At 66.1% G+C, this 15,451-nt stretch carries 13 protein-coding genes; 6 read left to right on the forward strand and 7 right to left on the reverse strand.

Going from position 1 to position 15,451, the window contains the following annotated elements; all coding sequences use genetic code 11:
• Positions 1-29 precede the first annotated feature (29 nt).
• From pdeM to J6525_RS03700, 4 genes are all read right to left on the reverse strand, one after another.
• Positions 30-701 carry a ligase-associated DNA damage response endonuclease PdeM gene (gene pdeM / locus J6525_RS03685; RefSeq protein WP_176937110.1) on the reverse strand — a complete coding sequence of 224 codons (672 nt, stop codon included), beginning with the start codon at positions 699-701 and terminating at the stop codon, positions 30-32.
• A gap of 63 nt (positions 702-764) precedes the next feature.
• Positions 765-3,392, reverse strand: coding sequence for a ligase-associated DNA damage response DEXH box helicase (locus J6525_RS03690; protein ID WP_225642581.1), 2,628 nt, complete (start codon positions 3,390-3,392; stop codon positions 765-767).
• 323 nt (positions 3,393-3,715) lie between these two features.
• A complete protein-coding gene (locus J6525_RS03695) occupies positions 3,716-4,942 on the reverse strand; it encodes an ABC transporter substrate-binding protein (RefSeq protein ID WP_076832391.1) in 1,227 nt (408 codons plus the stop codon).
• A 279-nt stretch (positions 4,943-5,221) separates the two neighbouring features.
• Positions 5,222-6,148, reverse strand: coding sequence for a class I SAM-dependent DNA methyltransferase (locus J6525_RS03700; protein WP_225642137.1), 927 nt, complete (start codon positions 6,146-6,148; stop codon positions 5,222-5,224).
• Between the two features lie 130 nt (positions 6,149-6,278).
• Between J6525_RS03700 and J6525_RS03705 the strand changes: the two genes are divergently transcribed.
• The 5 genes from J6525_RS03705 (at position 6,279) to J6525_RS03725 (ending at position 11,837) form a co-directional block, all read left to right on the forward strand.
• Positions 6,279-7,337 carry a ligase-associated DNA damage response exonuclease gene (locus J6525_RS03705; protein ID WP_225642139.1) on the forward strand — a complete coding sequence of 353 codons (1,059 nt, stop codon included), beginning with the start codon at positions 6,279-6,281 and terminating at the stop codon, positions 7,335-7,337.
• Positions 7,334-9,142: a cisplatin damage response ATP-dependent DNA ligase gene (locus tag J6525_RS03710; protein ID WP_225642141.1), complete on the forward strand. Its 1,809-nt coding sequence runs from the start codon at positions 7,334-7,336 to the stop codon at positions 9,140-9,142. Before J6525_RS03705 ends, J6525_RS03710 begins: the two co-directional genes overlap by 4 nt.
• A gap of 194 nt (positions 9,143-9,336) precedes the next feature.
• On the forward strand, positions 9,337-9,642 hold the full coding sequence (locus tag J6525_RS03715) for a DUF6460 domain-containing protein (protein ID WP_028334595.1): 306 nt from the start codon (positions 9,337-9,339) through the stop codon (positions 9,640-9,642).
• Positions 9,643-9,662: 20 nt separating this feature from the next.
• A complete protein-coding gene (locus J6525_RS03720; protein ID WP_225642143.1) occupies positions 9,663-10,397 on the forward strand; it encodes an MBL fold metallo-hydrolase in 735 nt (244 codons plus the stop codon).
• A 114-nt stretch (positions 10,398-10,511) separates the two neighbouring features.
• Complete coding sequence (locus J6525_RS03725) at positions 10,512-11,837, forward strand: MATE family efflux transporter (RefSeq protein ID WP_225642145.1); 1,326 nt, start codon at positions 10,512-10,514, stop codon at positions 11,835-11,837.
• A 269-nt stretch (positions 11,838-12,106) separates the two neighbouring features.
• Here J6525_RS03725 and J6525_RS03730 read toward each other — a convergent pair whose 3' ends face one another.
• Together J6525_RS03730 and J6525_RS03735 are read right to left on the reverse strand one after the other, a co-directional pair.
• Positions 12,107-13,204 carry a quinone-dependent dihydroorotate dehydrogenase gene (locus tag J6525_RS03730; protein WP_225642147.1) on the reverse strand — a complete coding sequence of 366 codons (1,098 nt, stop codon included), beginning with the start codon at positions 13,202-13,204 and terminating at the stop codon, positions 12,107-12,109.
• The gene (locus J6525_RS03735; RefSeq protein WP_199805200.1) at positions 13,201-13,545 is read right to left on the reverse strand and encodes a DUF952 domain-containing protein; all 345 of its coding nucleotides are present in this window, start codon (positions 13,543-13,545) and stop codon (positions 13,201-13,203) included. Before J6525_RS03735 ends, J6525_RS03730 begins: the two co-directional genes overlap by 4 nt.
• 200 nt (positions 13,546-13,745) lie before the next feature.
• Between J6525_RS03735 and J6525_RS03740 the strand changes: the two genes are divergently transcribed.
• Positions 13,746-14,399: a S24 family peptidase gene (locus J6525_RS03740; protein ID WP_076832408.1), complete on the forward strand. Its 654-nt coding sequence runs from the start codon at positions 13,746-13,748 to the stop codon at positions 14,397-14,399.
• A gap of 182 nt (positions 14,400-14,581) precedes the next feature.
• Here the strand turns inward: J6525_RS03740 and J6525_RS03745 are convergent, their stop codons facing one another.
• On the reverse strand, positions 14,582-15,367 hold the full coding sequence (locus tag J6525_RS03745; protein ID WP_225642150.1) for a class II aldolase/adducin family protein: 786 nt from the start codon (positions 15,365-15,367) through the stop codon (positions 14,582-14,584).
• Positions 15,368-15,451: the final 84 nt, after the last annotated feature.

A 15,451-nucleotide genomic window follows, 5' to 3' on the forward strand; every position in this document is an offset into this window, starting at 1 on the left:
GACGACACCGAGTGTGTGGTACGCGCCCCTCAATAACACCGCGACGCGACGAACGCGTGGACGCGGTTGTCGCCGAGCACATGGGCCATGAAGCCGGGCGATCCGAAGATCCGTGTGAACGCGCCATCGCGGATGCTCAGGCCGCCGGTGTAGGCGCCGAACGCCGGCATCACCGCGCGCTCGCCGTCACAGGCGAAGCAGCGGCGCTCGATCGAGCGGCCGCGGGTCGGCACCCGCGCCTTGGGGTGCAGGTGTCCGGCGATCTCGCCGGCGGCGCCGGTCGGCTCATGGCGGAACACGATCGGACCGATCGCGACTTCGGTCGCGACCACGCCGCCGAGATCGGACGGCAGCGCCGGATCGTGATTGCCCGAGATCCAGATCCAGTTGCGCCGCAGCTGCAACGCCGCGAGCGCCTCGCGGTCCGGATTGGACAGGCGTTCATGCGCATCGCGATCGTGAAAGCTGTCGCCGAGCGCGATCACCTGCCGCGGATCGTGCCGCGCGATGACAGCAGCGAGCCGGCCCAGTGTCGCGACCGTGTCGTAGGGCGGCAGCAGCACGCCGCGGCTGGCGAAGCTCGAGCCTTTTTCCAGATGCAGGTCGGAGACCACGAGCAGGCTCTGCTGTTCCCAGAACAGCGCGCCGGAGAAATCCGCCACGAAGCCGACATCTGCCACCGTGACCCTCGAAACGCGCATGTCGTCACCGTCTCGCAAAGCTAGCGCGCTTGCCGTCACGTCCTGTTCCCCAGAGTACCAGCGTTACGTCGTCGCCTCCCGCACGAGTTCCTCGGCCGCCTCGGCCAGAAGCTCGTCGGATGCTTCGCCATAAACTGACTCGCGGCCGATTTCCAGCAGCGCGGGGACGGCAAGCGGAGAAACGTGGTCGAGATCCTTGTGGGTGATTCGGCCGTGGATGCGCGAAAGCATGTCGCTGAGGCGGCGAAGATCGAGCAGCCCCGTGGCGGCATCGCCGCGCGCGGCACGCAGCAGCACGTGATCGGCCTGATGTTTTCGCAAAACGTCATAGATCAGGTCGGTCGAGAACAGCACCTGGCGGCGCGACTTCTCCTCGTCGGTGAAGCGGCGCGCGATCAGCCCGGAGATGATGGCGCAGTTGCGGAAGGTCCGCTTCATCAGCGCGGATTCCGCAAGCCACGCTTCGAGGTCATCGCCGAGCATGTCGGGATCGAACAGCGCATTGAGATCGAGCTTGCCGTGCCGGATCATGAAGGAGAGATCGCCGACGCCCCAGACCGCAAGCGCATACTCGTTGGCGACGAAGCCGAGCGGACGGGCGCGGGCGCGCTCCAGCCGGCGCGTCAGCAGCATGCCGAGCGTCTGATGCGCGAGCCGGCCCTCGAAGGGATAGCACACCAGATAATGGCTGCCGCCGCGCGGAAAGGTCTCGATCAAGAGCTCGCGCACCGCCGGCACACGCGAGAATTTCCGCTGCAGCGACAGCCAGTCGTGCACCTGATCCGGCAATCCGTTCCAGGCGCGGCTGTTGTCCAGCAGCTTGCGGACGCGTTCGGCAAGATAGGTCGACAGCGGAAACTTGCCGCCCATATAGGACGGCACTTTCGCATCTTTATCATTGGCACGGGAGACATAGACCTGGTCTTCAACCAAGGCCTCGTAGCGCACCACCTCACCGCCAAAGACAAAAGTGTCGCCGGGCACGAGGCCCTCGATGAAGACCTCCTCGATCTCCCCGAGCATCCGGCCGCCGCGGGCGATCGCGCCAGTCGATCCGCTACTTTTTCCTTGGCCGCCGGCGCGCGAGCGCACCAGCCGCACCTTCAGCATGGTCTCCTCGACGATGGTGCCGACGTTGAGGCGATAGCTCTGCCGCACCTTCGGATTGGTGACGCGCCAGCGGCCCTGCTTGTCCTGCTTGATGCGCGCGAAACGCTCATAGGTCTTTAGCGCGTAGCCGCCGGTGGCGACGAAATCGACGACATCGTCGAAATCGGTGCGTGCGAGCGATGCATAGGGCGCGGCGGTCCTGACCTCATCATAGAGCTCATCGGACAGGAACGGCTTGCCGCAGGCGCAGCCCAGCACGTGCTGGGCCAGTACGTCGAGCGCGCCCGAGCGCAGCGGCGGCGTGTCCTGCGCATTCTCGGCGATCGCGTCGATCGCGACACGGCATTCCAGCACCTCGAAGCGGTTGGCCGGCACCAGCACGGCGCGCGAGGCCTCGTCGAAGCGGTGGTTGGCGCGGCCGATCCGCTGCATCAGCCGCGACGATCCTTTCGGCGCACCGATATTGATGACGAGGTCGACATCGCCCCAATCGACGCCGAGATCGAGCGAGGAGGTGCAGACCACGCCGCGCAGTTTTCCAGCGGCCATCGCGTCCTCGACCTTGCGGCGCTGCGCGACGTCGAGCGAGCCGTGATGCAGCGCGATCGCAAGGCCATCGTCATTCATGCGCCAGAGATCCTGGAACAGCATCTCGGCCTGGCTGCGGGTGTTGACGAACACCAGCGTGGTCTTGTTGCGCTTGATCAGCTCGTAGACCTCGGGCAGCGCGTGGCGCGCGCTGTGGCCGGACCACGGCAGCCGCTCCCTGGTGTCGAGCATCTCGACGACCGGCGGCGCCGCGCCGCCGGCGGTGACGACGTCGGCGGACGCATTCTGGCCCCCGGGCTGCGGCACCAGGAAACGCGCGAGCTGCTCCGGCTCGGCGACCGTCGCCGACAGACCAATGGCGCGGATCTGCGGCGCGATGGTCCAGAGCCGCGCAAGTCCGAGCGACAGCAGATCGCCGCGCTTGGAGGTGACGAGCGCATGCAGCTCGTCGAGCACGATGCGCTTCAGCGAAGAGAACAGGAACGGCGCGTCGTCGGATGCCAGCAGCAGCGCCAGCTGCTCCGGCGTGGTGAGCAGGATGTCCGGCGGATAGCGCCGCTGCCGCTGCCGCCGCGACACCGGCGTGTCGCCGGTGCGGGTCTCGATCCTGATCGGCAGCCCCATCTCGGCGACCGGCGTCTCCAGATTGCGCGCGATATCGACCGCGAGCGCCTTCAGCGGCGAGATGTACAGCGTGTGCAGCCCGTCGCTGCGGCGAACACCGCGGCCGGTGGAGACGACTTTCGGCCTTGGATCGGCCGCGATGGCGCCTTCGCTCGTTTGCCGCGACAGTTTGGAGCCGCCCGGCTCGCCCGCCAATTCGACCAGTGTCGGCAAGAACCCCGCCAGCGTCTTGCCCGCTCCGGTGGGTGCGATCAGCAGCGCGGAGCGTTGCTCGCGCGCCTTCGCCAGCAGCGCGAGCTGATGCTCGCGCGGCGACCAGCCGCGTGAAGCAAACCAGTCGCGAAACCGGCGCGGCAGGAGATCGGCCGTTTCCGACGGCGGAACGGAGAAGAGATCGAGCGTCGACACGCCCAAGAGGTAGGTGGTTCAGGCGGCTTCGTCGAGGGCGGAGCGGAAATGGCGGCAGGTGGCAGGACTACCAGCGCGCTCCGTGCGCTGCGAAGCGCCTGGAAGTCACCTCGCCCCGCCTGCGGGGAGAGGCATAGGCCGCCCTTGGCGGCCGTTCAAAGAAACGCCGAAGCGAAGCTTCGGCTATGTCGCATCGCCAGATGCGATCCGGGTGAGGGGGTACAGGTCTTTCGACACACACCGCCTCGCGGAGGGAAGCCCCTCACCCCGCCCTCTCCCCGCAAGAGCGGGGCGAGGGGGACGAGAGAGCGAGGCTTACCCAACTACTCCGTCATCGGCTGGCCGGAGAGGTCCCAATCCTTGCCGTTGAAGATCGAGACATAGAGCGTCTTCATCGGCGTGTAGTCGTCGGGCGTGTAGCTGTAATTGATGCCGTCAAGGAAATAGGGCGAGTGGAAACCGGCGAGCGTCGTGGCGTGCTTTAGCACGTTGGCGCGGGTCAGATCGTCGCCGCAGCGGCGCAGGATTTCGCCCATCGTCGCCGCCTGGCCGTAACCGGCGAAGGCGATGGTGTTGTCGGGGTCGATGTTCGGCAGGTACTTCTTGCGCAGCTCCTCGAACGCGATCACGTCCGGATCCTTCTCGTAGCGCGGCACGCCGACTTCCTTGTTGTAGCGGATCGCGACGATGTCCTTGGCGTTCTCGAGGCCAGCGGCGCTCAGGATCGAGCGACCGGTCGAGCCCGCCGACAGCAATTGCAGCGGCTTCCAGCCGAGCTCGGTCACCTTGCGGATCGACTGCGACGTCGCCTTGCCGGTGGTGATGTTGTAGAAGACGTCGGCGCCCGACTTCGAGAGATTGATGAGCTGCGAATCGACCGTCGGATCGGTCAGATCATAGGTCTGCTCCATGATCACCTGTGCCTTGCCGCCGGCATCGGCCAGCACCTTCTTGAACGGCCCGAGGAAGTCGCGGCCGAAATCATCGTTCTGGTAGAGGATGCCGACCTTGGCGTTCGGCTTCACGCTGACGACGTGCTTGGCGAGAACGCGTGCCTCGGTCGGATAGAGCGGCAGGCCCGCCATGGTCCATTTGAAATTCTTCGGGTCGTTCCACTTCGAGGCGCCGGTGTTCAACAGCAGTTGGGGAACGCCCTTGGAATTGAGGTATTTATGCACGGAGGTCTGCGGCGCGGTGCCGAGCGAGCCATACAGCGCCAGCACCTCCTCCTGCTCGACCAGGCGGCGCGTCGCCTCGACGCATTTCGGCGCGCTGTAGGCGTCGTCCATGGTGAGGAATTTCACCTTGCGGCCGTTGATGCCGCCCTTGTCGTTCAGCATCTGGAAATAGGCTTCGCCGACGCGGCCGAGCACACCATAGAGCGAGCCGGGGCCGGAATGCGGCACGGTCTGGCCGAGCTTGATCTCGGTGTCGCTCGCACCCGGATCGTACTTCTTGTCGGCGGCCCGGACGAAAGGCGCGGGCAGCACGGACGCGGCGATCACAGACAATGCGGTGGCGCCGAACTCGCGCCGTGTATGCTTTTTCATTATTTCTCTCCCTGAGGCGAAAAGCTCTCGCATTCCGCCCTGCGCCGGGCAAGCGCGAAGTCATGATTTTGCGGCGCAATGCCGCGTCACGGCAAATGCGTAGCGTGTAGACTCAAGTTTGGGTGCGTAACGTGAATGACTCTTCCCTTCTCCCCTTGTGGGAGAAGGTGGCTCGCATCGAAGATGCGAGCCGGATGAGGGGGCTCTATCCGCGGAGGCAGACCCCTCACCCAGCTTCGCTGCGCGAAGCGCCCCTCTCCCACAAGGGGAGAGGGTGCGTCACCGCTTCACGGCCACGGCGACGAGTCCGGGTGCCGGAATATTGTCTTCATTGCGCGCCGAGAGATCGTCGAGCTGGGCCAGCGTCAGTCCCGCGGCAGCGACGGAGTCGCGCACGTAAGCTGCACTGTGGGCGTAGCGCAGTCCCTCGCCGATGATGACGCCTTCGCCGTCATGGGTCTCGGCCGTGAAGGCGAGCACGCCGCCCGCCACCAGCACACGGCTGGCCTCGGCGAGCACCGGCGCGAGATCGGCGACATAGACCATTGCATCCGCGGCCAGGATCAATTCGGCGCTGGCCTCGCGCTTGGCCGAAATGGCCTTCAACATGTCGTCGACCTCGAGCTCGGCATAGAGGCCGGTGGCGCGCGCCTTGTCGATCATGCGCGGCGACAGGTCGATGCCGATGAAGCGATCGACATGCCGGGCGAATGCGCCGGCCGCCAGCCCGGTGCCGCAGCCGAGATCGATCGCACGCTTGAAGAAGGCCGGTTTCTTTGCGCCCGCACGCACCGACAGCACCGCCTTGAACAGCAGTGCCGGGCCGCGATAGCCGAGATCGCCGACCAGCGCGGCCTCGAAGCGCGGCGCATATTGATCGAACAGCGTCTGGACATAGCCCGGCGGCATCGCGCTGACGGCCTCGACGCCGAGCTGCATCAGACGAAGGCCGGCGCCATGACGGTCTTCGGGATCGGCGTCGCGCGCGCCGCGGAACGCTGCGATCGCGGCCTCGCGCTGACCGAGCTCCAGGCGGATCTTGCCCAGCGTGTACCAGGCCGACGGGAATTTCGGCACGAGCTCGATCGCCTGTTCGAGCAGCTCGGCGGCGGCCGGCAGATCGCCCTTCAATTGCAGGTCGCGCGCGAACTCGTAGCGGCGGTCGGCGACGAGGTCGCCGGAGGACAGAAACAGGCGGGGGGCCATTCGCTTTAAGGAACCAATCTCGGCCGGGTCCGGCCATCCATCAAAGCACGGACTTTTTCCGGAGATGGATGCACGGGTCAAGCCCGCGGATCCGGCTAAACATCGCGGGTCGAGCGCCTATATAGGGGCGATGCGCCCGCAAGACATCCTGATGCCCGTCCCGGCCGGGCTTTGCTGCAAGCCCGGCGGCTTCCACATCGATCCTGTCAGGCCGGTCGAGCGGGCACTGATCACCCATGGCCATTCCGACCATGCGCGGGCGGGCCACGGCGCTGTGCTCGCGACCCAGGAAACGCTCGACATGATGCGGCTGCGCTACGGCGAGAACTTCGCCGGCTCTGTGCAGGCGATCGCCTATGGCGAGGAGATCAGGCTCGGCGACGTCACGGTGACGTTTCATCCCGCCGGTCATGTGCTGGGCTCCGCCCAGATATCGGTCACCTGCAAGGACACCCGCATCGTCGCCTCCGGCGACTACAAGGATGCGCGCGACCCGACCTGCGCGCCGTTCGAGCTGGTGCCCTGCGACGTCTTCATATCAGAGGCGACGTTTGGATTGCCGGTGTTCCGCCATGGCGATGCCGCCGGCGAGGTGAACAAGCTGCTGGCCTCGGTCAAACTGTTCCCGGAGCGCGCGCATCTGGTCGGCGCCTACTCGCTCGGCAAGGCGCAGCGCGTGATCGCGCTGCTGCGCGAGGCCGGTTACGACGCGCCGATCTACCTGCACGGCGCGGTGGAGAAGATCACTTACTACTATCAGGAGCGCGGCATTGCGCTCGGCGAGCTCCGGCCCGCTCGCGGCATGAAGAAGGCCGAGCTTGCCGGCACCATTACGCTGGCGCCGCCAAGCGCGACATCCGATGTCTGGACGCGTCGCTTTCCCGATCCAGTCACCGCATTCGCCTCGGGCTGGATGCGCGTTCGCGCCCGGGCCCGCCAGGGCGGTGTCGAGCTGCCGCTGGTGATCTCGGATCATGCCGATTGGGACGGGCTGACGGCGACGATCGCCGCCACTGGCGCCGGCGAGATCTGGGTCACCCACGGCCAGGAAGATGCGCTGGTGCATTGGTGCAAGACCAGGGGCCTTGCCGCGCGGCCGCTCGACCTGGTCGGCTATGGCGACGAGGATGAAGGCGAGACGGCCGCACTGACCGGCGAGGCCCAGCCCGCCGGCGAGGCGGAAACATGAACCGTTTTGCCGAGCTGCTCGACCGCCTCGCCTACGAGCCCGGCCGCAACAACAAGATCAAGCTGCTGGTCGCCTATTTCCGCGAGACCGAGGACCCCGACCGCGGCTACGCGCTGGCGGCGCTGACCGGCGCGCTGTCGTTCAAGCACGCCAAGCCCGGCCTGATCCGCGACCTGATCACCGAACGCGCCGACCCGGTGCTGTTTGGCTACTCCTATGATTACGTCGGCGACCTCTCGGAGACGGTCGCGCTGATGTGGCCGAAATCTTCTCCCTCTCCCGCTTGCGGGGGAGGGTCGGGGTGGGGGTCTCTCCATACGTTCAACAAGCGGAAACAGCCCCCACCCGGATCGCCCGACCGCGCTGACGCGCAGCCGAACGATCCGACCTCCCCCGCAAGCGGGAGAGGTGAAGAAAGCTTGCCGCCCGATGCCCGCCACAACAACCCGCCTCCTCCAACCCTCACCGACGTCGTCACCACATTGCGCACGCTCGGCAAGGCCGAGCTGCCGGCGCAGCTGGCGCGCTGGCTGGACGAGCTCGACGAGACCGGGCGCTGGGCGCTCTTGAAGCTCGTCACCGGCGCGATGCGGATCGGGATCTCGGCGCGGCTGGCGAAGACCGCGGCGGCGGCGCTCGGCGACAAAGACCCGCACGAGATCGAGCTGCTGTGGCCGGGCTTGTCGCCGCCCTATCTCGAGCTGTTCGCCTGGCTCGAGGGCCGCGGAGACAAACCGGTCAACCGCGACCCTGCGCCGTTCCGCCCGGTGATGCTGGCGCATGCGATCGAGGATGGCGATTTCGCCAACCTCGACGCCGCCGATTTCAGCGCGGAATGGAAATGGGACGGCATCCGGGTGCAGGCGGTGTCCGGCCGCGATGCGCGCGGCCACGTCCAGGCGCGGCTCTATTCGCGCACCGGCGAGGATATCACCGGCAGCTTTCCGGATCTCGTGCCGTCGCTGTATCTGCCCGGCGCGATCGACGGCGAGTTACTGGTGCTGCGCGACGGCCGCGTGCAGACCTTCAACGTGTTGCAACAGCGGCTGAACCGCAAGGTCGTTTCGCCGAAGCTGATCAAGGAATTTCCGATCCACCTGCGCGCCTACGACCTGCTCGGCGACGACGAGAACGATCTGCGCGAGCTGCCCTTCACCGAACGCCGCGCGCATCTCGAAGCCTTCGTCGCCAAGCTGAATGATCCGCGCATCGATCTGTCGCCGACCGTCCCGTTCGCGAGCTGGGAAGAGCTAGCCGCGGCGCGTGCCGATCCCAAGAGCGCCGGCGCCGGCGACGATGCCGACGCGGTCGAAGGCGTGATGCTGAAGCGGCGCGACGCGCCCTATCTGCCTGGACGGCCGAAAGGTCCGTGGTGGAAGTGGAAGCGCGATCCGCACATCATCGACGCGGTGCTGATGTATGCCCAGCGCGGCCACGGCAAGCGCTCGTCCTATTACTCCGACTATACGTTCGGGGTCTGGACCCATGGCGATGATGGCGACGAGCTGGTGCCGGTCGGCAAGGCCTATTTCGGCTTCACCGACGAGGAGCTGTTGCAGATCGACCGCTTCGTCCGCCGCAACACCACCGAGAAGTTCGGCCCGGTGCGGCATGTCGTGCATGAGCCGGATCAGGGGCTGGTGCTGGAGGTCGCCTTCGAGGGCTTGCAGCGCTCGCCGCGTCACAAGTCCGGCGTCGCAATGCGCTTCCCCCGGATCAGCCGCCTGCGCTGGGACAAGCCGCCGCGCGAAGCCGACCGGCTGGAGACGCTTGAACGGATGTTAATCTCCATGACAGGAAGTTAAATCCCAAGCGCGCATGACAGCCATTGATCGCGGTGCGCGGGTTTCCCATGTGCACCGCCGTGACCTATAATGCGGGCGATTCCGTTAGACCTCGGTTCTGATGGAATCGGAACCGAGGTCTAGGTTTTGTTTTGACGCGTTTTCTTCACGCGAACCGGTGCCCACTTCGCGCGAAAACGCTATTGGAGACAGCAATGCCAAACGACATCCGGGACTTGCCGGCCGGCCGGAGTGACGGCCTGTACCGCTTTCTCGGCGGATCGCCGCTCTCTGTGGCGTTCCGGTTGATTCTGCTGTCGATTCTGGTCGGTGTCGTGCTCGCCGCGATCGGCCTCGATCCATGGAACATCCTCAACAGCATCCGCAGGCTGTTCCAGAGCATCTGGGATTTCGGCTTCGACGCGATCAACTGGGCCTGGCGCTACTTCCTGCTCGGCGCCGTCATCGTGATTCCGATCTGGCTGTTGTCGCGGCTGTTCGGCGCGCCGCGCGGCCGCTGATCTCAGGGAGTTCGCAGCCGATGCAATTGCGATTTGTCGGCTGCGGCGATGCATTCGGCTCCGGCGGCCGCTTCAACACCTGTTTCCACGTCAGCGGCGCGCGCAGCAATTTCCTGATCGATTGCGGCGCCTCGTCGCTGCCGGCGATGAAGCGGCTCGAGATCGACCGCGACGCGATCGACCTGATCCTGATCACGCATTTCCACGGCGACCATTTTGCCGGCCTGCCGTTCTTCCTGCTCGACGCGCAGTTCTCCCGCCGCACCCGGCCGCTGGTGATCGCCGGGCCCGAAGGCATCGAAACGAAACTGCCTGCGGTGATGGAGGTGATGTTCGAGCATTCCTCCAAAACCAAACAACGCTTCGATCTATCCGTCGTTACGCTGGCGCCGCGCGAAACGCGCAGCTTTGGCGAGGTGATCGTGACGCCCTACCCTGTCGTGCATGGCGAATCCGGCGGGCCGTTCCTCGCCTATCGCGTCGGGGCGGAAGGCCGCATCATCAGCTACAGCGCCGACACCGAATGGACCGACGCGCTGATCCCGGCGGCGCAGGACGCCGATCTCTTCATCGCCGAAGCCTACATGTACGACAAAATGGTCAAGAACCATCTCAGCCTGAAGACGCTGGAAGCGCATTTGCCCGCCATCAACGCCAGGCGCGTGGTGCTGACCCATATGAGCGACGACATGCTCGGCCGCATCGACGATTTGCCCTACACGGCGGCGAGCGACGGCATGGTCGTGGTGCTCTGAGCATGCAATGCCTTGCCCGCTGCCCCTCCGCCATCGCATTGCTCTGAGAACAATTCCGGCATGGCCGCGCGACGATTGACGCGATAGAAGCGTATATTCCCCGCAATTGTAGCCATGCACGCACCCATCCACCCGAAAATCACGACGCGCCAGGTATTCGCCATCGCCGGCCCCGCGATGGTCGCCAACCTGACCACGCCGCTGATCGGCATCGTCTCGACAACCGCGATCGGCCGGCTCGATGACGCCGCGCTGCTCGGTGGCGTGGCGATGGCCTCGGTGATCTTCGACTGCCTGTTCTGGCTGTTCGCCTTCCTGCGCATGAGCACGCTGGCCTTCACCGCACAGGCGCAGGGCGCCGGCGAGATCAAGGAATATGCCGCCATCCTGGTGCGCGGCTTCATCGTCGCCGGCCTGATCGGCGCGGCGCTGATCGCGCTGCAGGTGCCGCTCGCCGCGGTCACGTTCCAGCTGATGGGCGGCAGCGAAGGCGTCACGCGCGCGGCCAAAGCCTATTTCATGATCCGGATCTGGTCGGCGCCGCTGGCGCTCGCCAATTACGTCATCCTCGGCTGGCTGGTCGGCCAGGCCCGCGCCAATCTGGCGCTGGCGCTGCAGATCGTGATCAATTTGATCAACATGGCCGCGACCGTGCTGCTGGTGCAGGTCTACGGCGCCGGCATTGCCGGTGCCGCGATCGCCGCCGTGCTCGCCGAGACCGCCGGTTTCGCCGCCGGCATCGTGGTGGCGTGGCAGATCTCGCAAGGCGGCTTCGCCGTTCCCGCGGCGACGCTGTTCGACCGCGCCAAGCTGATGCGCATGCTGGCGGTCAATCGCGACATCATGGTCCGCACCGCGGCGCTGATCGTCGTGTTCCTGTTTTTCACCGCCAAGGGCGCGCGCGAAGGCGACGTGACGCTGGCGGCGAATTCGGTGCTGAACAATTTCCTGCTGGTCAGCGCCTTCTTCCTCGACGGTCTCGCCAATGCCGCCCAACAGCTGTGCGGCCGCGCATTCGGCGCGCGCGATCCACGCGGCTTTTCCGATTCGACCCGGCTGGTGCTGCTGTGGGGGATCGGCTTTGCGCTGGCGGTGTCGGTGCTGTTCGCGCTGTTCGGACCGGCGCTGATCAATCTGATGACGACCAGCGACGACGTGCGCCGCTATGCGCGCGAGTTCCTGCCGTTCGTGATCCTGGCACCCCTGCCCGGCGTGTTCGCGTTCGGCTTCGACGGCATCTATGTCGGCGCCACCTGGGCGCGCGAGATGCGCAATCTGATGCTGGCCTCGCTTGCGATCTTCCTCGCCACCTGGTGGGCGCTCAGCTCGTTCGGCAACACCGGCCTGTGGATCGCGCTGCTCGGCTTCTACGTCGCGCGCGGCGGCCTGCAGGGCCTGCGCTATCCGGCGCTGCTGCGGAAGACGTTCAAGACGGCGTAAGTCCGTAGCCCGGATGCAGCGAAGCGAAATCCGGGGTCTGCATCCGCGGGAAGTCCGTCCCGGATTTCGCTTCGCTTCATCCGGGCTACGAAGTTCTCTTCCCCTTCCCCCTGAAAGGGGGAAGGTCGGGATGGGGGTCAGCCACAGGCGACGCAGCTCATGGAGAGAGCTGATCCCCACCCGCTTTGCTCTGGCGAGCAAAGCGACCTCCCCTTTTCAAGGGGAGGTTAGGGCGCAGCCGGATTTCGCTTCATCCGGGCTACCCGCACCTACCTCACCGGCCACTCCTCGGCTGTAATCGTCGCGGCGTCGGCACCGACGATTTCCGACAGCGAGTCGCGGCCGGTGCGCAGCAGGGTCGAGGACAGATCGCGCTTGATGTCGTCGACGAGGCCGAGGCCCTTGTAGACCAGCGAGGAATAGAGCTGGATCAGGCTGGCCCCGGCACGGATCTTGGTCAGTGCGGCGCCGCCGCTGTCGATGCCGCCGACGCCGATCAGCGGAAACGCGCCTTCGACACGGACATAGGTCTCGGCCACCATCCGCGTCGACAGCCGGAACAGTGGACGGCCCGACAGGCCACCCTGCTCCTTGGCGCGATTCTCCTCACGCAAGGTCGAGGGACGCGCCAGCGTGGTGTTGGCGACGATCATGCCGTCGACGCGCCGCGAGCGGGCGATGTGCACGACGTCGTCGAGCTCGGCGAGGCTGAGGTCGGGCGCGATCTTGAGCAGCACCGGCGAGTCGCCGGCGTTCTTGCGCACGCGCTCACGGGTGTCGATGACCCGCGCCAGCAGATCGTCGAGCGCCGCCGATTGCTGCAGATTGCGCAGGCCCGGCGTGTTCGGCGAGGAGACATTGACGGTGAAATAGCTCGCGACCGGCGCAAACGTCTCGATCAGCTTCACATAATCGGCGGCGCGGTCGGGCGAATCCTTGTTGGCCCCGACATTGACCCCGACGATGCCGCCGGCGCTGGCGCGCGCGGCGAGCCGCCGCAGCACGGCCTCCGCACCGTCATTGTTGAAGCCCATGCGGTTGATGACGGCCTCGTCGCGCTCCAGGCGAAACAGCCGCGGCCGCGGGTTGCCGCCTTGCGGCTTCGGCGTCACCGAGCCGATCTCGACAAAGCCGAAGCCGAGCCGCAGCAGCGCGTCGGGCACCTCCGCGCTCTTGTCGAAGCCCGCCGCCATGCCGATCGGATTTGGAAAGTTGAGTCCGAAGGCGCGCACCGCGAGCTTGGGATCATCCGGCCGCTGCCGGATCGGCGGCAGCAGCTTCAGGCCCTGGATCGCCATGCGATGGGCATCCTCGGGATCGAACCAACGCAGCAGCGGCAGCGAGAAGGCGTCGAAGGCACGGATCACGGCTTGAGCTCCGGAACGTCGTGGCCACCGTCGGAGCGCGCGCGCAGGTCGAGGATCTCGATGACCGCGCCGAGGTCGAGCTCGCCATAGAGATGCGGGAACAGCTCGTCGTTGCGCGACCGCTCCCAGCGCAGGGCATCGCCCAGCGCATCGGCATCGACCGCGACCAGGAACAGGCCAGTTTGCCCCTGGTAGTGCTTGCGCGCGGTCTCGGCCACCTGGGAGGCGGTGGAAAAATGGATGAAGCCGTCGCGTTTGTCGTCGGCACTGCCCCGGTACACGCCCTGCCGCTCAGCCTCGCGCCAGGCCGAAGCGGGGGTGATTTTGTAGATCATCGGCACGGGCCGGCCTTCCCTTTTGTCCTTGAGTCTCTTGGGGTTTTATCCGGATTTGAGGGGAAATGCCCCAGACGCCATCTGGCGAGCGAGGGACCGTATCGGCGGCGGCGGCGCAACTCAAGCGGTGCCGGGACACATCGGCCGACAGATTTGCGAAAACGCCAAGTTTCAGGCAATAATTCCTACCATCCGGGATATCCTCGATGGCCAAACAGCCCAAAGCCACCCGACCGCTGACCCACGCGCAGGTCTGGGCCGCGCTCGACCGGCTCGCCGAACGCGCCGGCCTGTCGCCGTCGGGCCTTGCCAAGCAGTCCGGACTCGACCCCACCACCTTCAACAAATCCAAGCGCGTGACCGGCGACGGGCGCGAGCGCTGGCCCTCGACCGAATCGCTCTCCAAGGCGCTGGCCGCTAGCAATGCCAGCATGGAGACCTTCGTGCAGTTGCTCGGCGATGGCGCGCGCGGCGGACAGTCGGTGCCGCTGATCGGCTTCGCGCAGGCCGGAGCCGGCGGCTATTTCGACGACAGCGGCTTTCCCGCCGGCAAGGGCTGGGACGAAGTGGCGCTACCGGCGACATCAGACGAACACGCCTATGCGCTGGAGATCGAGGGCGACTCGATGAAGCCGGCCTATCGCGAAGGTGACATCATCGTGGTGTCACCCGCGACCGCGATCCGCCGCGGCGACCGCGTGGTGGTGCGCACGACCGGCGGCGAGGTGATGGTGAAGGAATTGAGACGCCGCACCGCCAAGATGCTGGAACTCGCATCGCTCAATCCGGAGCACCCCGACCGCATGCTCGACGTCGAGGAAGTCGCGTGGATCGCACGCGTGGTGTGGGCGAGCCAGTGATTGGGCAGGTAAACGCCGGCGTCGTCCCGGGCAAGCGAAGCGCGACCCGGGACCCATAACCACCACTCATTGTGCTTGAGCGAGCTGGGGCCACAGCTGGCTTCGACAACATGACCCTGTGGTTATGGGTCCCGGCTTTCGCCGGGACGACGGCGGAGGTTGCGGCGCGCTCCCTGCCAGCCTTACGTCGCGTAGTCCGGCTCCTTGCGATCCAGCATCCGCTTCAGCGCATCGAAATGCCGCTGCGCCGGGGACGGGCCGTTGTAGAGATGGTCGTCGCGGAAATCGCGTTTGGTCTTCTCCACCACATGCTGCGGCAATTGCTTGAGCGGCTGCTGCGTCCACATCGCGTAGATCTGCACCTGCGCGGCGCGCTCGATGTAATAGAGCCGGTCATAGGCATCGGCGACCGTCTCGCCGACGGTCGAGATGCCGTGATTGGCCATGAACAGGATGGTCTTGTTGCCGATCACCCTGGCGAGCCGCGCGCCTTCCTCGGGATCGAGCGCGGGGCCGGTGTAGAGATCGTCATAGGCGATCGCTTCCGACAGCCCGACCTCGGTCTGGCCGATCTCCTTGATGCGCGGATCCTCGAGCCGCGTCAGCGCGCTCGCATAGGGCATGTGGGTGTGGAACACCGCCTTGGCCTGCGGCAGCGCCTTGTGGATCGGCGCATGGATGCAATAGCAGGAGCGCTCGACCTCACCCTCGCCGCGCTTCACCTCGGCATCGTCGATGCCGACCTCCATGAAGGAGGATGCTGTCACCTCCGACCAGTGCATGCCGAACGGGATCTGGTAGTAGCGGTCGGTGCGGCCGGGCACCACCAAGGTGAGATGGTTGAAGATACCTTCCGAAAAGCCGTGGATGTAGGCGAGCCGATGCGCCGCCGCGAGATCGACCCGCGCCTGCCATTCCTCGGCGCTCGAACTGTCCTGCAGCGATGTCGGCGAAACCCTGAACTGCATGCGCATGCTCCCGTCTGTGCCGGCCTCTCCGCGGAGGCCGTGCTGATTTTATGGATGCGAGTGTAGCGCAATCCGGCGCCAGGC

Source organism: Bradyrhizobium australafricanum, assembly GCF_020329495.1.
In the GTDB taxonomy this organism is placed as follows: Bacteria; Pseudomonadota; Alphaproteobacteria; order Rhizobiales; family Xanthobacteraceae; genus Bradyrhizobium; species Bradyrhizobium australafricanum.